Consider the following 18,439-nt stretch of genomic DNA (forward strand, 5'->3'; position numbering starts at 1 on the left):
TGCACTTGCTACTTTCCGTGCGGTCTGCTTACGCGGAACCGTGCGGTCGTTGCCCAGATACGTATTTGTCGATCCTCAAGACCGTCACCTCTGACGCAGTAGCGCGGGGGTCGCAGGAGGCACCGTGCTCACCGCGTTCGCCCGGGCGTTCAAAACGCCCGACCTGCGCAAGAAGCTGCTCTTCACACTCGGCATGATCGTGATCTACCGGATCGGTGCGCACATCCCGATTCCGGGCGTCAGCTACGCCAACGTTCAGATCTGCATGGACCAGGCCAATCAGAGCCAGCAGGGGCTGCTGTCCCTGGTCAACATGTTCAGTGGCGGCGCGCTTCTGCAGATCACCATTTTCGCGTTGGGCATCATGCCGTACATCACGGCAAGCATCATCCTCCAGCTGCTGACCGTGGTGATCCCGCGTCTGGAAGCGCTGAAGAAGGAAGGGCAGTCGGGGCAGGCCAAGATCACGCAGTACACGCGTTATCTGACGGTCGCCCTCGCCGTGCTGCAGGGCACCGGCCTCGTCGCCACCGCCCGCAGCGGCGCCCTGTTCCAGGGGTGCCCGGTCGCCAGCGAGATCGTTCCGGACCAGTCGATCTTCGTGACGATCACCATGGTCATCGTGATGACCGCCGGCACGGCCGTCGTGATGTGGCTCGGTGAGCTCGTCACCGACCGCGGCATCGGCAACGGCATGTCGATCCTCATGTTCATCTCGATCGCCGCCGGCTTCCCCGGCGCCCTGTGGGCCATCAAGCAGCAGGGCGACCTCGCGGGCGGCTGGATCGAGTTCGGCACCGTGATCCTGGTCGGCCTCGCGATGGTCGCCCTGGTCGTCTTCGTCGAGCAGGCCCAGCGCCGCATCCCGGTGCAGTACGCGAAGCGCATGATCGGCCGTCGTTCCTACGGCGGCACGTCGACGTACATCCCGCTGAAGGTGAACCAGGCGGGTGTGATTCCCGTCATCTTCGCGTCGTCGCTGCTCTACATCCCGGCGCTGATCGTGCAGTTCTCCGGCAATTCTCAGGCCGGTTGGGCCCAGTGGATCCGGAACAACCTGGAGCCAACGGACGCTCCGGTACACATCACGCTTTACTTCCTCCTGATCGTCTTTTTCGCCTTCTTCTACGTGGCTATCTCGTTCAACCCCGAGGAAGTCGCGGACAACATGAAGAAGTATGGTGGCTTCATCCCGGGCATCCGGGCTGGCCGACCCACTGCTGAGTACCTGAGCTACGTGCTCAACCGGATCACCTGGCCGGGGTCGCTGTACTTGGGCCTTATCGCTCTCGTGCCGACGATGGCGTTGGCGGGCTTCGGGGCGAACCAGAACTTCCCGTTCGGCGGGACGAGCATCCTGATCATCGTGGGTGTGGGTCTGGAGACCGTGAAGCAGATCGAGAGCCAGCTCCAGCAGCGTAATTACGAAGGGTTCCTCCGCTGATGCGTATCGTCCTCGTCGGACCGCCCGGTGCGGGCAAGGGAACGCAGGCCGCGTTCCTCGCCAAGAACCTGTCGATCCCGCACATCTCCACGGGCGACCTGTTCCGCGCCAACATCAGCCAGCAGACGGAGCTGGGCAAGCTGGCCAAGTCCTACATGGACGCCGGCAACCTGGTTCCGGACGAGGTCACCATCGGCATGGCCAAGGACCGCATGGAGCAGCCGGACGCCGAGAACGGCTTCCTGCTCGACGGCTTCCCGCGCAACGTGTCCCAGGCCGAGGCGCTCGACAAGGCGCTCAAGGACGACGGTGTGAAGCTGGACGCGGTCCTGGACCTCGAGGTCTCCGAGGACGAGGTGGTCAAGCGCATCGCGGGCCGCCGCATCTGCCGCAACGACTCGGCGCACGTGTTCCACGTCGAGTACAAGCAGCCGAAGACCGAGGGCGTCTGCGACGTCTGCGGCGGCGAGCTGTACCAGCGCGGTGACGACAAGGAAGAGACCGTACGCAAGCGTCTCGAGGTCTACCACCGCGAGACCGAGCCGATCATCGACCACTACCGCGCCCAGGGCCTGGTGGTCACCATCTCCGCGCTCGGCGAGGTCGCCGACGTGACGGAGCGGGCGATGGCGGCGCTGCAGAAGTCCGCCTAGTACGAGCGGCACAACCACACAGCAGCATGCAGGAAGTACGGCCGCGGTGACCGATTGGTCCCCGCGGCCGTACTGTTGAGATCCAGCGGTAGTACCGAGAACAGCGGCGGAAGGCACAGCAGGTCATGGTGGAGATCAAGACTCCCGAGCAGATCGCGAAGATGCGTGAGGCGGGGCTTGTCGTCGCCGCCATCCACGCGGCCACCCGTGAGGCGGCCGTCCCGGGCGCCACCACGAAGGACCTGGACGACGTGGCCCGGAAGGTGCTCGACGAGCACGGCGCGAAGTCCAACTTCCTTGGCTACGGCGGTTTTCCGGCCACGATCTGCACCTCGAAGAACGAGGTCGTGGTCCACGGCATCCCGAGCGAGGACGTCGTCCTGGAGAGCGGCGACATCATCTCGATCGACTGCGGCGCGATCGTCGACGGCTGGCACGGCGACGCGGCGTACACGGCGTTCGTCGGTTCCGGGCACGCGCCCGAACTGATCGAGCTGTCGCGGGTCACCGAGGAGTCCATGTGGGCCGGCCTCGCGGCGATGAAGCTGGGCAACCGCCTGGTCGACATCTCCAAGGCCGTCGAGTCGTACATCCGCCGCCAGCCCCGCCCGGCCACCGGCAAGTACGGGATCATCGAGGACTACGGCGGCCACGGCATCGGCTCGCAGATGCACATGGACCCGCACGTCCTGAACTACGTGGAGCGCCGGCGCGGCCGCGGCCCGAAGCTGGTCCCCGGCATGTGCCTCGCGATCGAGCCGATGGTGAGCCTCGGCACACCGCGCACCAACGTGCTGTCGGACGACTGGACGGTGGTCACGACCGACGGCACCTGGTCCTCGCACTGGGAGCACTCGATCGCGCTGACCGAGCAGGGCCCGCTGGTCCTGACGGCGCCGGACGGCGGCAAGGCGAAGCTCGCGGAGTACGGGATCACGACGGCTCCGGACCCGTTGGCGTAGCGGTCCGCTTAAGGATCTCTCGTTCGGGGCATTCTCACTGGATTCGTCTTTCCGAGTGCTCTGACGTAGACTGACTCGTCGGCTCTCGTGTATCCGCATGCCTGCTTGCCTCAGTGCAGGTCAGACGGGCGGAGCGAGGAAGTCGATCAAGGTAGTCGATTCGAAGGGCAAAGCGTGGCCAAGAAGCAAGGTGCCATCGAGATCGAGGGCACTGTCGTCGAGTCTCTGCCGAACGCCATGTTCAAGGTCGAGCTCCAGAACGGCCACCAGGTCCTGGCACACATCAGCGGCAAGATGCGCATGCACTACATCCGCATCCTCCCTGACGACCGGGTCGTGGTGGAGCTGTCTCCGTACGACCTGACGCGTGGCCGGATCGTCTACCGGTACAAGTAGATCTTGCCTGCATCCCGCTCCTCGCGGGGTGGTGGCACCTGACCCGGAGAACCTCACCCAATGAAGGTCAAGCCGAGCGTCAAGAAGATCTGCGACAAGTGCAGGGTGATTCGCCGTCACGGCCGAGTCATGATCATCTGCGACAACCCGCGCCACAAGCAGCGCCAGGGCTGACGCAGGTCTGCATCCGCAGATCTTCGCGCGACGCATAGCGATACGTACATACGCAGGACCCGCCTCTCTTCAGTGATGGAGGGCGACACCCCCGGTCGGAGGCCGGGGACCCGGTTCGTACCGAAGCCCCTCGGGGCGGACGGCGGGCGGGAGCGGCCCTGTGGAAGACCTCCGAATAATCAACTGGAGCCATTAAATGGCACGCGTTTCCGGTGTTGACATCCCGCGCGAAAAGCGCGTGGAGGTCGCCCTCACCTACGTGTTCGGCATTGGCCGGACGCTCTCCCAGCAGACGCTGGCCGCCACCGGCGTGAACCCGAACACCCGCGTTCGTGACCTGGCCGAAGAGGACCTGGTCAAGATCCGCGAGTACGTGGACAACAACATCAAGACCGAGGGTGACCTCCGTCGTGAGGTTCAGGCCGACATCCGCCGCAAGGTCGAGATCGGCTGCTACCAGGGTCTGCGTCACCGTCGTGGCCTGCCCGTGCACGGTCAGCGCACCAGCACCAACGCTCGCACCCGCAAGGGCCCGCGTCGCGCCATCGCCGGTAAGAAGAAGCCGGGCAAGAAGTAGTCCGCAGCGGACGCTAGTCAGCGGTCTTCGCTGTAGGACCGACCACCTCCCGTAGGAGTAAGAGATGCCCCCCAAGGGTCGTCAGGGCGCTGCCAAGAAGGTGCGCCGCAAGGAAAAGAAGAACGTCGCTCACGGCCACGCGCACATCAAGAGCACGTTCAACAACACGATCGTGTCCATCACGGACCCGACCGGCAACGTGATCTCGTGGGCCTCCGCCGGCCACGTCGGCTTCAAGGGCTCCCGCAAGTCCACGCCGTTCGCCGCGCAGATGGCCGCCGAGTCGGCTGCCCGTCGCGCCCAGGAGCACGGCATGCGCAAGGTCGACGTCTTCGTGAAGGGCCCGGGTTCCGGTCGCGAGACCGCCATCCGCTCCCTCCAGGCGACCGGCCTCGAGGTCGGCTCCATCCAGGACGTCACGCCGACCCCGCACAACGGCTGCCGTCCGCCGAAGCGTCGTCGCGTCTGACGCTTCGCGTTCTCGCTTGAGGATTTCGGGCGGTACGGCTCCTTCGGGTCGTGCCGCCCGTACCCTTGCAGTACTAGTCGGGCGTCAAATAGCGGGCGCCCCTGACTGAAGGATTCGCAACATGCTGATTGCTCAGCGTCCCTCGTTGACCGAAGAGGTCGTCGACGAGTTCCGCTCCCGGTTCGTCATCGAGCCGCTGGAGCCGGGCTTCGGTTACACCCTTGGCAACTCCCTCCGCCGCACGCTCCTCTCCTCGATTCCGGGTGCGGCGGTCACGTCCATCCGCATCGACGGTGTCCTGCACGAGTTCACCACCGTGCCGGGCGTCAAGGAGGACGTCACCGACCTGATCCTCAACATCAAGCAGCTGGTCGTCTCCTCGGAGCACGACGAGCCGGTCGTGATGTACCTGCGCAAGCAGGGCCCGGGTCTGGTCACCGCCGCCGACATCGCGCCCCCGGCCGGTGTCGAGGTGCACAACCCCGACCTCGTCCTCGCCACGCTCAACGGCAAGGGCAAGCTGGAGATGGAGCTGACCGTCGAGCGCGGTCGCGGCTACGTCTCCGCCGTGCAGAACAAGCAGGTGGGCCAGGAGATCGGCCGTATCCCGGTCGACTCGATCTACTCGCCGGTGCTGAAGGTCACGTACAAGGTCGAGGCCACGCGTGTCGAGCAGCGCACCGACTTCGACAAGCTGATCGTCGACGTCGAGACCAAGCAGGCCATGCGCCCGCGTGACGCCATGGCGTCCGCCGGCAAGACCCTGGTCGAGCTGTTCGGTCTCGCCCGCGAGCTGAACATCGACGCCGAGGGCATCGACATGGGCCCGTCCCCGACGGACGCCGCCCTGGCCGCCGACCTGGCGCTGCCGATCGAGGAGCTCGAGCTCACGGTCCGCTCGTACAACTGCCTCAAGCGTGAGGGCATCCACTCCGTGGGTGAGCTCGTTGCGCGCTCCGAGGCCGACCTGCTCGACATCCGCAACTTCGGTGCGAAGTCGATCGACGAGGTCAAGGCGAAGCTGGCGGGTATGGGCCTGGCGCTCAAGGACTCGCCTCCCGGCTTCGACCCCACCGCTGCGGCGGACGCGTTCGGCGCGGACGACGACGCGGACGCGGGCTTCGTGGAGACCGAGCAGTACTGAGGGCTCGGGACCGACGGTCCGCTTTCGGCTGCCGGCCCGCTGTGGCTGGTCGCGCAGTTCCCCGCGCCCCTCACGGGGCCCGGGTCTCCGACGGGCAAACCTGCTCGCTCGGACACTGACTCCGGTACCTGATACGGCCGGGGCAGACACCTAGGAGAAGAACCATGCCGCGTCCCACCAAGGGAGCCCGTTTCGGCGGCAGCGCCGCGCACGAGAAGCTGCTTCTGGCGAACCTCGCCAAGGCCCTCTTCGAGCACGGCCGCATCACCACCACCGAGGCCAAGGCGCGTCGTCTGCGTCCGGTCGCGGAGCGCCTGATCACCAAGGCGAAGAAGGGCGACATCCACAACCGTCGCCAGGTGCTGCAGACCATCACGGACAAGAGCGTCGTCCACACGCTCTTCGCCGAGATCGGCCCGCGGTACGAGAACCGCCCCGGTGGCTACACCCGCATCACCAAGATCGGTAACCGCCGTGGCGACAACGCGCCCATGGCCGTCATCGAGCTGGTCGAGGCCCTGACCGTGGCCCAGGAGGCCACCGGTGAGGCCGAGGCCGCCACGAAGCGTGCCGCCAAGGACGCCGAGGCTGCGGAGTCCACGGAGGCCTGAGCCGATTCGGTTCCGGTTTCTTGAGCGGGTCCGCCCCTGTGGGGGTGGGCCCGCTTTCGCTTGGGGTGAGAGAGGGAGTTCTGCGTGAGTGATGAAGTGGCCGACGGGTTCGTCCGCGTACGGCTCGACCTGTCGTACGACGGCAGGGACTTCTCCGGCTGGGCCAAGCAGCGGGAGGGGCAGCGGACCGTTCAGGGCGAGATCGAGGACGCGCTGCGTACGGTGACGCGGTCGAAGGAGACCTTCGAGCTGACCGTCGCCGGCCGTACCGACTCCGGGGTGCACGCGCGCGGGCAGGTGGCGCACGTCGACCTGCCCGAGGAGCTGTGGGCCGAGCACCGGGAGAAGCTGCTGCGGCGGCTCGCCGGCCGGCTGCCGCACGATGTGCGGGTGTGGAAGGCCGAGGAGGCGCCGGCCGGGTTCAACGCGCGGTTCTCCGCGATCTGGCGGCGCTACGCCTACCGCGTGACCGACCACCCCGGCGGGGTCGACCCGCTGCTGCGGGGCCATGTGCTGTGGCACGACTGGGAGTTGGACGTCGACGCCATGAACACCGCGGCCCGGCAGCTGCTCGGCGAGCACGACTTCGCCGCGTACTGCAAGCGGCGCGAGGGCGCGACGACCATCCGCACGCTGCAGGAGCTGAGCCTGGTGCGCGGGGACGACGGGATCATCACCGCGACCGTGCGGGCCGACGCGTTCTGCCACAACATGGTGCGCTCGCTGATCGGCGCGCTGCTGTTCGTCGGCGACGGGCACCGGGACACCGACTGGCCGGGCAAGGTGCTCGCCGCGCGGGTGCGGGACTCGGCCGTGCACGTCGTACGACCGCACGGCCTGACCCTGGAGGAAGTCGGCTACCCGGCCGACGAGTTGCTCGCCGCGCGCAACCGCGAGGCGCGCAACAAGCGTTCGCTGCCCGGGAGTTCCGGCGGGCTAGCCGAGACCGGCTGCTGCTGAGGCCTGCATCTCGCCGCGCTTGTGGATCTGCTGGAACGCGAGGCCCTGCAGATCCTTGGCGACGGCGAAGACGTTCTCGTCCTTCTCCGTGACGGCCTTGCCGTCGGTGAAGCCGGCGGTGGTGAAGTAGCCGTAGCGGCCGTACGAGTTGATGGTCGTGAAGCAGACCGACGTGCGGCAGAAGGACGGGACGCCCTTGCCGGGCAGGGACATGACGTTGCCGTTCTTGTCCGCCTGGTCCTTGGCGCTCTTGGCCAGCTTCTCGTTCTCGAAGACGGCGACGCCGACGGTCACCGCGACGCCGCCGCGCGAGTACGTGACGCGCAGCAGGCGCTCGCAGTCGTTGGCGTTCAGGACCGCGCCGAGCTTGCCCTGGGTGGCGTCCGCGCACTGCTTGGTGGAGGCCGTGGCGCCCTTCTTGTAGACCGCGGAGCCCTTGGTGAACTTCGTGCCGGGGAACAGCGAGTCGACGGACAGCGGCGCCTTGTCCTTCTTCGCGTCGGAGATGAACTCCTTCGGCTCGGGCAGCGGGGGCGCCTTCGTCTCGGCGAAGGTCGGCCCGGCCGAGGAGGTGCTGTTCGGGATCTCCTCGGAGGCGGGCAGCTCCTCCGGGTTCTTCGCCTCGTTCTTGCTGTTGGCGGAGACCACGGCGGTCGCGACGATCCCGGCGATGACGGCGGTCGCCAGCGCGCCGCCGCCGATCATCAGCCACTTCTTGCGCTTGTTGCGGGCCTCAGAGGCCTCCGCCAGCGCAGCCCAGTCGGGCGCCTGCGACGACTGCGGTTCCTGCGGTGCGCCGGGGCTCCACTGCGGCCCCCCTTGCCCAAAGCTCATGGCCCGCATCCTAAGGGCTGAGCGGTCCTGGTTGGGGCGCGCGTTATGCAGGGGTGATGTGGGCTTCGCGACCTAGCCTCAGCTGCATGTATGCGGTCAAATCAGGTGTTCTGGTGTGGTTTTGGCGGGCTGCTCCCTGGCAGGCGTGGGTGGCCGTCGGGGGCGTGCTCGCGGGGATGGTCGTGCGGGTCGGGCGGGCGGCCGGGGGCGGGGGGATGGACAACGCGATCGTGGTGCGGGCCGCGCGGGTGTGGCTCGATGGGGGATCGCCGTACGCCGACCCGCACTTTCTCTATCTGCCGAGCGCCGTGCTCGCCGCCGTGCCCGAAGTCCTCGTCCCCGCAGGGGTGTTGCGGTACCTCGCCCCGGCCGTCGTCGTCGGCGCGCTGCTCGTCGGCTGGGCGAGCGCGCTGCGGCTGTACGGGATTCCGTGGCGCAGCCGGTTCGCGGTGCTCGGGCTCGGCGGGCTCGCCCTCGGGTTCGCGCCGTTCGGGCACCTGGTGCAGCTCGGCAACTGGACCGTCGTCTCGGCCGCGGCGCTGCCGCTCGCGCTGCTCCTCGCGCACCGCGGGCGCTGGACGGGCGCGGGGGCGGTGGTCGGTGCGGCGGTCGCCGTGAAGCCGCTGCTGGTGCCGGTGCTGCTGCTGTTCGTCCTGGCCCGGCGGGGGCGTGCCCTGGCCGTGACCGTCCTCGTGCCCGCCGTCGCCTCCGTGCTGGCCGCGCTCGCGATGCCGGACCCGGCCGGGTTCTTCACCCGGACCCTGCCCTTCCTCCTCTCCGGCGACGACGCCTTCGTACGGCTCTACGAGGCCTCGCCCGCGGCCGTGCTGCCGCGGCTCGGGGTGCCGCAGGCGGTGGCCTCCGCGGTCGGGCTCGCGGGGGCTGGCGGCGGGGTGTGGTGCGCCTGGCGGCGGTGGCGGTGCGGGGACGGCGGGCCCGCTCGGCTCGCGGAGGTCGCGGTCCTGCTGATGCTGTCGGCGTTTCTGGTCTCACGGCCGTCGTACGACCACTACCTGCTCGTCGTCGTCCCGCTCCTGCTCGCCGGGGTGGTCGTCGCGGGGGCGCCTGCGCGGTCGCCGTGGTTCTGGCTGGCCCTGGTCCCGCAGGTGCCGGGGTTCGTGTGGCCGTGGCTGGAGTCGGGGGAGCGGCGGGCCTTCAAGGACGCGGTGACGCTGTGCCTGCTGGCCGTCACGGCGGCCGTGCGCTGTGCGCGCCGGGCGTCGGTTACGGTGGATACGGCAGATCCGCGTCCAGCGGGGGAGTCGGCGGTGCCGGTCTCCAGGCCTGCGTTTTGACCCGTCCGGGGCAGCGCGGGTATTCTGCCAGTTCGTTATGCGTACTGGCTTGCCCAATCTCACGGGGCAGTCGTTACGCCGGTCCACCGGGCCGATGACCAGCGACCAGCACTCGGAATGCGTCACCGAAGTGCGGTCATGGCTGTCGTGATCGTCCGTGGTGGCCTTGACAGGACCCAACCACAGAAGAAGCGAAGGCTACGACCGTGCGTACGTACAGCCCCAAGCCCGGCGATGTCACTCGCCAGTGGCACATCATCGACGCGCAGGACATCGTCCTGGGCCGTCTGGCGACTACGGCAGCGAACCTCCTCCGGGGCAAGCACAAGCCGACCTATGCCCCGCACATGGACATGGGCGACTTCGTCATCATCATCAACGCCGACAAGGTCCACCTGTCCGGCAACAAGAAGACCCAGAAGATGGCGTACCGCCACTCCGGCTACCCGGGTGGTCTGCGCTCCGTGCGTTACGACGAGCTCCTCGAGAAGAACCCTGAGAAGGCCGTCGAGAAGGCCGTCAAGGGCATGATCCCCAAGAACTCCCTGGGTCGTCAGATGCTCTCGAAGCTGAAGATCTACTCGGGCGACCAGCACCCGCACGCTGCCCAGCAGCCGGTGCCGTTCGAGATCACCCAGGTCGCGCAGTAATTCCGGCCACAGCCCCTAAGACGTAAAGAAAGATCTGAGGAGAATCGTGGCCGAGACCACCGCTGAGCAGCCGCTCGAGGACATCGAGACCCCCGAGCAGTACACGACCGAGTCGGACGCGCCCGTCGAGGGCGAGTACACCTCGGAGTCCAACGCCGCGCGCTTCGGCGACCCGCAGCCGGCTGCCGGCCTGGGCCGTCGCAAGAACGCCATCGCCCGCGTCCGGATCGTCCCGGGCACCGGCAAGTGGAAGGTCAACGGGCGCACGCTCGAGGACTACTTCCCGAACAAGGTCCACCAGCAGGAAGTCAACGAGCCCTTCAAGGTGCTCGAGCTGGACGGCCGTTACGACGTCATCGCCCGTATCGCGGGTGGCGGCGTCTCCGGTCAGGCCGGTGCGCTCCGTCTCGGTGTCGCCCGCGCCCTGAACGAGGCCGACGTGGAGAACAACCGCGGCGCCCTGAAGAAGGCCGGTTACCTGAAGCGTGACGACCGTGCGGTCGAGCGCAAGAAGGCCGGTCTCAAGAAGGCCCGTAAGGCCCCGCAGTACAGCAAGCGCTAATCGCTGCCTGCACACTGCATCTCGAACGCCCCGGCGGCACGCTCTGTGCTGCCGGGGCGTTCGTGTTATCAACCGCGTTGGGCGTATAACGACATAAGCGCTCAACAGCGAATGTTCGGAGCACCAGTAACGTTCCGAAGGCTTCAGGAAAGTACGGAGGACACCAGTGGGACGACTCTTCGGCACGGACGGTGTGCGCGGTGTCGCCAACGCGGATCTGACGGCCGAGCTGGCGCTCGGACTCTCCGTGGCGGCGGCGCACGTACTCGCCGAGGCGGGCACGTTCGAGGGCCATCGGCCGACGGCTGTGGTCGGACGTGATCCGCGTGCGTCCGGGGAGTTCCTGGAGGCCGCCGTCGTCGCGGGCCTGGCCAGCGCCGGGGTCGACGTGCTGCGCGTCGGCGTGCTGCCGACCCCGGCGGTCGCGTACCTCACCGGGGTGCTCGGCGCGGACCTCGGCGTGATGCTGTCCGCCAGCCACAACGCCATGCCGGACAACGGCATCAAGTTCTTCGCGCGCGGCGGCCACAAACTCGCCGACGACCTGGAGGACCGGATCGAGGCGCTCTACGAGGAGCACCGCACCGGCGCCCCCTGGGAGCGGCCCACCGGCGCCGGCGTCGGCCGGGTCAGGACGTACGACGAGGGCTTCGACCGGTACGTGGCGCACCTCATCGGTGTGCTGCCGAACCGGCTCGACGGGCTGAAGATCGTCCTCGACGAGGCGCACGGCGCGGCCGCGCGGGTCTCGCCCGAGGCGTTCGCGCGGGCCGGTGCCGAGGTCGTCACGATCGGCGCCGACCCGGACGGCCTGAACATCAACGACGGCTGCGGCTCGACCCACTTGGAGCTGCTGCGCGCCGCCGTCGTCGAGCACGGCGCCGACCTGGGCATCGCGCACGACGGCGACGCCGACCGCTGCCTGGCCGTGGACCACACCGGCGCGGAGGTCGACGGCGACCAGATCCTCGCCGTGCTCGCCCTCGCGATGCGGGAGCGGGACGCGCTGCGCGGCGAGACCGTCGTCGCGACCGTGATGTCCAACCTGGGCTTCAAGCTGGCGATGGAGGAAGCGGGCGTCCAGCTCGTACAGACCGCCGTCGGCGACCGGTACGTGCTGGAGTCGATGAAGGAGAACGGCTACGCGCTCGGCGGCGAGCAGTCCGGGCACGTGATCATCCTCGACCACGCCACGACCGGCGACGGCACGCTCACCGGGCTGATGCTCGCGGCCCGCGTCGCCCAGACCGGTCGCAGCCTCAAGGAGCTCGCGGGCGTCATGCGGCGCCTTCCGCAGGTGCTGATCAACGTCCCGGACGTGGACAAGTCCCGCGTCTCCACGTCCGCCGAGCTGGCCAACGCGGTCGCCGAGGCCGAGCGTCAACTGGGTGCCACCGGGCGGGTGTTGCTGCGCCCCTCGGGCACGGAGCCGCTGGTCCGCGTGATGGTCGAGGCCGCCGACATCGAGCAGGCCCGCGCGGTCGCCGGGCGCCTCGCGGACGTGGTGAAGTCGGCGCTGGGCTAGTCGAGCCGCGCCTTTGTCGGGGTACGTTCGCGCTCGCGCGCCCAGAGCCACTTCTGGGTGAGCAGCGTGAGCGTGCCCGCGAGGACGATGCCGCCGAGGTTCGCCAGGAGCTGGCCGGCGGAGCCCGCCGTCTGCCCGTAGTCCTTGTAGCTGAAGGCGACGGCGGCGTTCGCGGCGGCCGGGACGGTGGTCACCGAGATGGCCACGCCGATCAGGGCGCCGGACTTGGCGGAGGTCAGCGACAGCGTGCCGGCGATGCCGGCCAGGAAGGCCACCACGAAGGACATCCAGTCCGGCCGGAAGATGAACTCGGTGTTGGGCCGGTCCGCCTCCAGCATGTCCCGGGTGAACAGGCCCAGGCCGTCCATCAGCCAGGCGAACGCCGACGTGAGGACGAGGGCCGCGGCGAAGCCGGTGAACAGCGCGTTCAGTGAACGCAGCACGAGCTGGGGCGACTTGCGCACCAGGGCGGTGGAGAGCCCGGCGAGCGGCCCGAACTCCGGGCCGACCGCCATCGCCCCGACGATCAGGATCGCGTTGTCCAGGATCACGCCGCAGGCCGCGAGCATCATCGCGATGGCGAGGAACGCCACGTAGCTGACGGAGAGCGTGGACTCCTCGTGGGTGGCCTCCGTCAGCTGGTCCCAGATCACCGCGTCCGCGGGGTCGCCCGGGGCTGCTTCCTCGGCCTCGTCGGCACTCTCGGACAGGGACAGGTCGATGTTCTCGACGGCGATCGAACCGCACTCGTCGATCTCCAACTTCCTGAGCCCGGCGATGAGTCCGTCGCAGGCCTCGCGGGCCACGTCGCACAGGACGACATCGCCGTCGGGGGAGCGGGCCGCGCCCTTCAGGACCGCGAGGTGCGTGGTGCCGACCGTGTGCTCGATCAGGTCGACGACCTCTTCGGTCCGTTCGGACGGGGTGATCAGGCGGACGTGCAGCATGCCCGCAGGGTAGCCGTCAGAGCTTGCGCAGCCGCAGCCGCTGCACCTTGTGGTCCGGGCCCTTGCGCAGCACCAGGTCGGCGCGGCCGCGCGTCGGGGCCACGTTCTGCAGCAGGTTGGGCTTGTTGATGGTCTGCCACATGCTGCGGGCGTAGTCGAGGGCCTCCTCCTCGGAGACCGCCGTGTGCCGGTGGAAGTACGAGTCCGGGTTCTGGAACGCGGTCTGGCGGAGCTTCTTGAAGCGGTTGAGGTACCACTGCTCGATGTCCTCCGGCTTGGCGTCCACGTACACGCTGAAGTCGAAGTAGTCCGCGAGGCCGACGCGGGTGCGGCCGTCCTTGCCGGGCAGGGCGGGCTGCAGGACGTTCAGGCCCTCCACGATCAGGATGTCGGGGCGGCGCACGGTGAGGCGCTGGCCGGGGACGATGTCGTAGATCAGGTGGGAGTAGACGGGTGCGGTGACCTCGTCCTTGCCGGCCTTGATGTCGGCGACGAAGCGGGTCAGGGCGCGGCGGTCGTACGACTCGGGGAAGCCCTTGCGGGCGAGCAGGCCGCGCTCCTTGAGCTCCTTCATCGGCCACAGGAAGCCGTCGGTGGTGACGAGTTCGACGCGCGGGTGCTCCGGCCAGCGGGCGAGCAGCGCCTGCAGGAGGCGGGCCACGGTGGACTTGCCGACGGCCACCGAACCGGCGACGCCTATGACGAACGGCGTGCCGTACTGCGTGCCGTGGCCGCCGCCCGTGTCGCCGAGGAAGGTGTTGAGGGCGCCGCGCAGGTTGTCCGTCGCGCCGACGTACAGGTTGAGGAGGCGGGACAGCGGCAGGTAGACGTCGCGCACCTCGTCCAGGTCGATGACGTCGCCCAGGCCGCGCAGCCGTTCGACCTCGTCGGCGGTGAGCGGGAGCGGCGTCTTCTCGCGCAGGGCACTCCACTCGGCGCGCGTCAGGTCGACGTACGGCGTCGGCTCTGCGCGGCGGTGCGCACTGCGGTGGGCGCTTCGGGGCGGCGAAGAGATCACGACAACATTGTTGCGGCTGGATGAACGCGATGGCGGGTGGGGTGCGTCACGTGCGCTCGCGTGCGCGCCCGCACGCCGGTGTGAAGGTCTAGACCGGCTGGGGGATCGGGAGTACGGTCCGGGCTCCGGGGCGGGCGAGCCGCACGCCCTCGGTCCGAGGGGGCGTCATGTCCGTACGCAGCCGTGTCTTCGTCCGTCGCAGATCCCGGGGAGGGGAGCTCGACGGGTACGCGGAGGCGGTCCGCAGCGAGCTGGAGCTCGACCTGCCCGACGAGGACCTCGCCGAGGACCCGCAGGACAGCCTCGACTTCTACGAGCCGGGCAGCAAGCCGCGCTGCGAGGAGCTGGAGTATCTGCAACTGCTGCGGGATGCCCGAGATCGGATATCGCGCCACGGCTGACGGGGGATCGGCGGGCGGGGAGTCGTAGGCTGCGGTCCATGTGCGGAATCGTGGGGTACGTCGGCTCGCAGTCGGCGCTTGACGTGGTGCTCGCCGGACTGAAGCGGCTGGAGTACCGGGGCTACGACTCGGCGGGCGTCGCGGTCGCCGCCGACGGGTCTCTGGCGGCCGCGAAGAAGGCCGGGAAGCTGGTCAACCTGGAGAAGGCGCTGGTCGACCGGCCGCTGCCGACCGGGTCCAGCGCGATCGGGCACACCCGGTGGGCCACGCACGGCGGCCCCACCGACGCCAACGCGCACCCGCACCTGGACAACGCGGGCCGGGTGGCCGTCGTGCACAACGGCATCATCGAGAACTTCGCCGCCCTGCGGGACGAACTCGCCGCGCGCGGCCACCGCCTGGACTCCGAGACGGACACCGAGGTCGTCGCGCATCTGCTCGCCGAGGAGTACTCGTCCTGCGCCGACCTCGCCGAGTCGATGCGCCTGGTGTGCCGCCGCCTGGACGGGGCGTTCACCCTGGTCGCCGTGCACGCGGACGAGCCGGACGTGGTCGTCGGGGCGCGGCGCAACTCCCCGCTGGTGGTGGGCGTCGGCGAGGGCGAGGCGTTCCTCGCGTCGGACGTCTCGGCGTTCATCGAGCACACCCGCTCGGCGATCGAGCTGGGCCAGGACCAGGTGGTCGAGCTGCGCCGGGACGGCGTGACGGTCACGGACTTCGCCGGGAACCCCGCGGACGTACGCACGTTCCACATCGACTGGGACGCCTCGGCCGCCGAGAAGGGCGGCTACGACTACTTCATGCTGAAGGAGATCGCCGAGCAGCCGAAGGCGGTCGCCGACACCCTGCTCGGCCGGATCGACGCGGCCGGCTCGCTCACCCTCGACGAACTGCGGATCTCCGACGCGGAGTTGCGCGAGGTCGACAAGGTCGTGATCGTCGCGTGCGGCACGGCGTTCCACGCGGGCCTGATCGCCAAGTACGCCATCGAGCACTGGACGCGGATCCCCTGCGAGGTGGAGCTGGCCAGCGAGTTCCGGTACCGGGACCCGATCCTCGCGGCCCGTACGCTCGTCGTCGCGGTCTCGCAGTCCGGCGAGACGATGGACACGCTGATGGCGCTGCGGCACGCCCGCGAGCAGGGCTCGAAGGTCCTCGCGATCTGCAACACCAACGGCTCGACGATCCCGCGCGAGTCGGACGCCGTGCTGTACACGCACGCCGGTCCCGAGGTCGCCGTCGCCTCCACCAAGGCGTTCCTCACCCAGCTCGTCGCCTGCTATCTGGTGGCGCTCTACCTGGGCCAGGTGCGCGGCACGAAGTGGGGCGACGAGATCCACGCGGTGATCCGGGAGCTGTCCCAGATCGCGGGCCAGGTCGAGCAGGTCCTGGAGACGATGGAGCCGGTGCGGGAGCTGGCGCGCTCGCTCGCCGACCGGAACACGGTGCTGTTCCTCGGGCGGCACGTCGGGTACCCGGTCGCGCTCGAAGGGGCCCTGAAGCTCAAGGAGTTGGCGTACATGCACGCCGAGGGCTTCGCCGCGGGGGAGCTCAAGCACGGGCCGATCGCGCTGATCGAGGAGGGCGTGCCGGTGGTCGTGGTCGTGCCGTCGCCGCGCGGGCGCTCGGTCCTGCACGACAAGATCGTGTCCAACATCCAGGAGATCCGCGCCCGCGGGGCCCGGACCATCGTGATCGCGGAGGAGGGCGACGAGGCGGTCGTGCCGTACGCGGACCACCTGATCCGCGTCCCGGCCACGCCGACGCTCCTTCAGCCGCTGGTGACGACGGTGCCGTTGCAGGTCTTCGCCTGCGAACTGGCCACGGCGCGCGGCAACGAGGTGGACCAGCCGCGCAACCTCGCGAAGTCGGTCACCGTCGAATGATCATCGGAGTCGGCATCGACGTCGCCGAGATCGACCGCTTCCGGGCCTCCCTGGAGCGCACCCCGTCCATGGCCGAACGGCTCTTCGTGGAGCGGGAGTTGCTGCTGCCCAGCGGCGAGCGGCGCGGCATCGCCTCGCTCGCCGCCCGGTTCGCCGCCAAGGAGGCGCTGGCCAAGGCCCTCGGCGCCCCGGCCGGGCTGCACTGGACGGACGCGGAGGTGTACGTGGAGGACAGCGGGCAGCCCCGGCTCCGCGTCAAGGGAACGGTCGCGCGGCGGGCCGCGGAGCTCGGCGTGCGCGGCTGGCACGTGTCGTTGAGCCATGACGCGGGGGTCGCCTCCGCCGTGGTGATCGCGGAAGGGTGAGCATCCTCGTATGCGTACTGCGTTCAGGGTCGAGACGGTACGGGCGGCCGAGCGGGAGCTGATGGAGCGGCTGCCGGAGGGCGCGCTGATGCAACGGGCGGCGGCCGGACTCGCGGCCGCCTGCGCCGAGTTGCTCGGGAAGGTGTACGGCTCGCGGGTCGTGCTCCTCGTCGGCAGCGGGGACAACGGGGGTGACGCGCTGTACGCGGGCGCCCGGCTCGCGCGCCGGGGCGCCGGGGTCGCGGCGGTGCTGCTCGCGCCGGAGAAGGCGCACGCGGGCGGGCTGCGGGCGCTGCTCGCGGCGGGCGGCCGGGTGTCGGCGGCGCCCGAGCGGGACATCGCGGCCGCCCGCCTCGTCCTCGACGGGATCGTCGGCATCGGCGGCCGGGGCGGACTCCGCCCGGACGCGGCCCGCCTCGCCGAACTCGCCGCCGCCTCCGAGGCGTTCGTCGTCGCCGTCGACCTGCCGAGCGGCGTGGACGCGGACACGGGGGAGGTGCGCGGGGCCGCGGTGCGGGCGGACGCGACGGTCACGTTCGGCACGTACAAGCCGTGTTTGCTGGTGGACCCCGCGCGCGAGCTGGCGGGCGCGGTCCGCCTGGTCGACATCGGCCTCGAACTGCCCGCCGAGGCCGACCTGGAGGCGCTGCAGTACGCGGACGTGGCGGAGCTCCTGCCGGTGCCGGGCGCCGAGAGCGACAAGTACCGGCGCGGGGTCGTCGGCATCGCGGCCGGCTCCGAGCGGTACCCCGGCGCGGCGGTCCTCGCGGTCGCGGGCGCGCTGCACGGGGGCGCGGGGGCGGTGCGGTACGTGGGGCCCGCGGCGGACGCGGTCATCGACCGGTTCCCGGAGGCGCTGGTGCACGCCGGGCCGCCGTCCAAGGCCGGACGCGTCCAGGCGTGGGTCGTCGGCCCCGGCCTCGGCGACGACGCGGACCGGGTACGGGACGTGCTCGCCGCCGACGTCCCCGTCCTGATCGACGCCGACGGGCTGCGGCTCGCCGACCGCGCCACGGTCCGCGCCCGCACGGCCCCGACCCTGCTCACCCCGCACGCGGGGGAAGCGGCGGCGCTGCTCGGCGCCGACCGCATGGAGGTCGAGGCGTCCCGGCTGTCGGCGGTGCGGCGGCTCGCGGAGGAGTACGGGGCGACGGTGCTGCTGAAGGGGTCCACGACGCTGGTCGCGGCCGCGGGGAGCGGGCCGGTGCGGGTCAACCCGACGGGCACGTCGTGGCTGGCCACGGCCGGGAGCGGGGACGTGCTGTCCGGCCTCGCCGGGTCGCTGCTCGCGGCGGGGCTCTCTCCGGTGGACGCGGCGTCGGCGGGCGCCTACCTCCACGGCCTCGCGGGACGCCTCGCGGCGCGGGGGGCGCCGGTGGGGGCGCGGGAGGTCGCGGGGGCGCTGGGGGAGGCGTGGCGCGAGGTGGCGTCCGGCTGAGTTCTCCCCTACCCGCCCCTTCCCGAAAGTCCTCAGCGGACAGCTCCGGGGCTGCGCCCCGGGCCCCGAGTCGTTTTTCGTCTGCCGCACCGTCGTGGCTGGTCGCGCAGTTCCCCGCGCCCCTTATC

At 69.8% G+C, this 18,439-nt stretch carries 21 protein-coding genes; 18 read left to right on the forward strand and 3 right to left on the reverse strand.

Annotated elements, in window-relative coordinates:
• Positions 1-124: 124 nt before the first annotated feature.
• The 10 genes from secY (at position 125) to truA (ending at position 7,390) form a co-directional block, all read left to right on the forward strand.
• The gene (secY, locus tag ACIDOF_RS14580) at positions 125-1,444 is read left to right on the forward strand and encodes a preprotein translocase subunit SecY (RefSeq protein ID WP_409006253.1); all 1,320 of its coding nucleotides are present in this window, start codon (positions 125-127) and stop codon (positions 1,442-1,444) included.
• Entirely contained in the window at positions 1,444-2,097 is a 654-nt protein-coding gene (locus ACIDOF_RS14585) for an adenylate kinase (protein ID WP_409006254.1), read from the forward strand. The genes secY and ACIDOF_RS14585 overlap by 1 nt, the downstream gene beginning before the upstream one ends.
• Before the next feature lie 125 nt (positions 2,098-2,222).
• Positions 2,223-3,059 carry a type I methionyl aminopeptidase gene (gene map, locus ACIDOF_RS14590; RefSeq protein WP_409006255.1) on the forward strand — a complete coding sequence of 279 codons (837 nt, stop codon included), beginning with the start codon at positions 2,223-2,225 and terminating at the stop codon, positions 3,057-3,059.
• A 174-nt stretch (positions 3,060-3,233) separates the two neighbouring features.
• The gene (infA, locus tag ACIDOF_RS14595) at positions 3,234-3,455 is read left to right on the forward strand and encodes a translation initiation factor IF-1 (RefSeq protein WP_003948620.1); all 222 of its coding nucleotides are present in this window, start codon (positions 3,234-3,236) and stop codon (positions 3,453-3,455) included.
• A 60-nt stretch (positions 3,456-3,515) separates the two neighbouring features.
• A complete protein-coding gene (gene rpmJ / locus ACIDOF_RS14600) occupies positions 3,516-3,629 on the forward strand; it encodes a 50S ribosomal protein L36 (protein ID WP_003948619.1) in 114 nt (37 codons plus the stop codon).
• A gap of 196 nt (positions 3,630-3,825) precedes the next feature.
• Positions 3,826-4,206 (forward strand): 30S ribosomal protein S13, encoded by a 381-nt coding sequence (gene rpsM, locus ACIDOF_RS14605; RefSeq protein ID WP_409006256.1) that lies wholly within the window; start codon positions 3,826-3,828, stop codon positions 4,204-4,206.
• Positions 4,207-4,270: 64 nt separating this feature from the next.
• Entirely contained in the window at positions 4,271-4,675 is a 405-nt protein-coding gene (gene rpsK / locus ACIDOF_RS14610; RefSeq protein ID WP_003948617.1) for a 30S ribosomal protein S11, read from the forward strand.
• Between the two features lie 121 nt (positions 4,676-4,796).
• Entirely contained in the window at positions 4,797-5,819 is a 1,023-nt protein-coding gene (locus ACIDOF_RS14615) for a DNA-directed RNA polymerase subunit alpha (protein WP_003966937.1), read from the forward strand.
• A gap of 164 nt (positions 5,820-5,983) precedes the next feature.
• On the forward strand, positions 5,984-6,430 hold the full coding sequence (gene rplQ / locus ACIDOF_RS14620) for a 50S ribosomal protein L17 (RefSeq protein ID WP_409006257.1): 447 nt from the start codon (positions 5,984-5,986) through the stop codon (positions 6,428-6,430).
• Positions 6,431-6,514: 84 nt separating this feature from the next.
• Positions 6,515-7,390, forward strand: a complete 876-nt coding sequence (gene truA / locus ACIDOF_RS14625) for a tRNA pseudouridine(38-40) synthase TruA (RefSeq protein WP_409006258.1) — start codon at positions 6,515-6,517, stop codon at positions 7,388-7,390.
• On the opposite strand, the gene ACIDOF_RS14630 is transcribed toward truA, so the two are convergent.
• Positions 7,367-8,224, reverse strand: a complete 858-nt coding sequence (locus tag ACIDOF_RS14630; protein ID WP_409006259.1) for a hypothetical protein — start codon at positions 8,222-8,224, stop codon at positions 7,367-7,369. The two genes, truA and ACIDOF_RS14630, sit on opposite strands and share 24 nt — an antisense overlap.
• A gap of 86 nt (positions 8,225-8,310) precedes the next feature.
• Here ACIDOF_RS14630 and ACIDOF_RS14635 point away from each other — a divergent pair, with 86 nt between their 5' ends.
• From ACIDOF_RS14635 to glmM, 4 genes are all read left to right on the forward strand, one after another.
• Positions 8,311-9,519, forward strand: coding sequence for a glycosyltransferase 87 family protein (locus ACIDOF_RS14635; RefSeq protein WP_409006260.1), 1,209 nt, complete (start codon positions 8,311-8,313; stop codon positions 9,517-9,519).
• A gap of 206 nt (positions 9,520-9,725) precedes the next feature.
• The gene (gene rplM, locus ACIDOF_RS14640) at positions 9,726-10,169 is read left to right on the forward strand and encodes a 50S ribosomal protein L13 (protein ID WP_409006261.1); all 444 of its coding nucleotides are present in this window, start codon (positions 9,726-9,728) and stop codon (positions 10,167-10,169) included.
• A 46-nt stretch (positions 10,170-10,215) separates the two neighbouring features.
• On the forward strand, positions 10,216-10,731 hold the full coding sequence (rpsI, locus tag ACIDOF_RS14645; protein ID WP_409006262.1) for a 30S ribosomal protein S9: 516 nt from the start codon (positions 10,216-10,218) through the stop codon (positions 10,729-10,731).
• A gap of 166 nt (positions 10,732-10,897) precedes the next feature.
• The gene (glmM, locus tag ACIDOF_RS14650; protein ID WP_409006263.1) at positions 10,898-12,256 is read left to right on the forward strand and encodes a phosphoglucosamine mutase; all 1,359 of its coding nucleotides are present in this window, start codon (positions 10,898-10,900) and stop codon (positions 12,254-12,256) included.
• On the opposite strand, the gene ACIDOF_RS14655 is transcribed toward glmM, so the two are convergent.
• Together ACIDOF_RS14655 and coaA are read right to left on the reverse strand one after the other, a co-directional pair.
• Positions 12,253-13,203 carry a DUF389 domain-containing protein gene (locus ACIDOF_RS14655; RefSeq protein WP_409006264.1) on the reverse strand — a complete coding sequence of 317 codons (951 nt, stop codon included), beginning with the start codon at positions 13,201-13,203 and terminating at the stop codon, positions 12,253-12,255. The two genes, glmM and ACIDOF_RS14655, sit on opposite strands and share 4 nt — an antisense overlap.
• Positions 13,204-13,219: 16 nt before the next feature.
• A complete protein-coding gene (gene coaA / locus ACIDOF_RS14660; RefSeq protein ID WP_409006265.1) occupies positions 13,220-14,221 on the reverse strand; it encodes a type I pantothenate kinase in 1,002 nt (333 codons plus the stop codon).
• Positions 14,222-14,388: 167 nt separating this feature from the next.
• Here coaA and ACIDOF_RS14665 point away from each other — a divergent pair, with 167 nt between their 5' ends.
• From ACIDOF_RS14665 to ACIDOF_RS14680, 4 genes are read left to right on the forward strand one after another with little or no spacing between them, the layout of a single operon-like run.
• Entirely contained in the window at positions 14,389-14,622 is a 234-nt protein-coding gene (locus ACIDOF_RS14665; protein WP_409006266.1) for a hypothetical protein, read from the forward strand.
• 38 nt (positions 14,623-14,660) lie between these two features.
• The gene (glmS, locus tag ACIDOF_RS14670; RefSeq protein WP_409006267.1) at positions 14,661-16,508 is read left to right on the forward strand and encodes a glutamine--fructose-6-phosphate transaminase (isomerizing); all 1,848 of its coding nucleotides are present in this window, start codon (positions 14,661-14,663) and stop codon (positions 16,506-16,508) included.
• Positions 16,505-16,873, forward strand: coding sequence for a holo-ACP synthase (locus tag ACIDOF_RS14675; RefSeq protein ID WP_409006268.1), 369 nt, complete (start codon positions 16,505-16,507; stop codon positions 16,871-16,873). Before glmS ends, ACIDOF_RS14675 begins: the two co-directional genes overlap by 4 nt.
• A gap of 10 nt (positions 16,874-16,883) precedes the next feature.
• Positions 16,884-18,311: an NAD(P)H-hydrate dehydratase gene (locus ACIDOF_RS14680; protein WP_409006269.1), complete on the forward strand. Its 1,428-nt coding sequence runs from the start codon at positions 16,884-16,886 to the stop codon at positions 18,309-18,311.
• Positions 18,312-18,439: the final 128 nt, after the last annotated feature.

Source organism: Streptomyces sp. Da 82-17 (assembly GCF_046098215.1).
Lineage (GTDB): Bacteria > Actinomycetota > Actinomycetes > Streptomycetales > Streptomycetaceae > Streptomyces.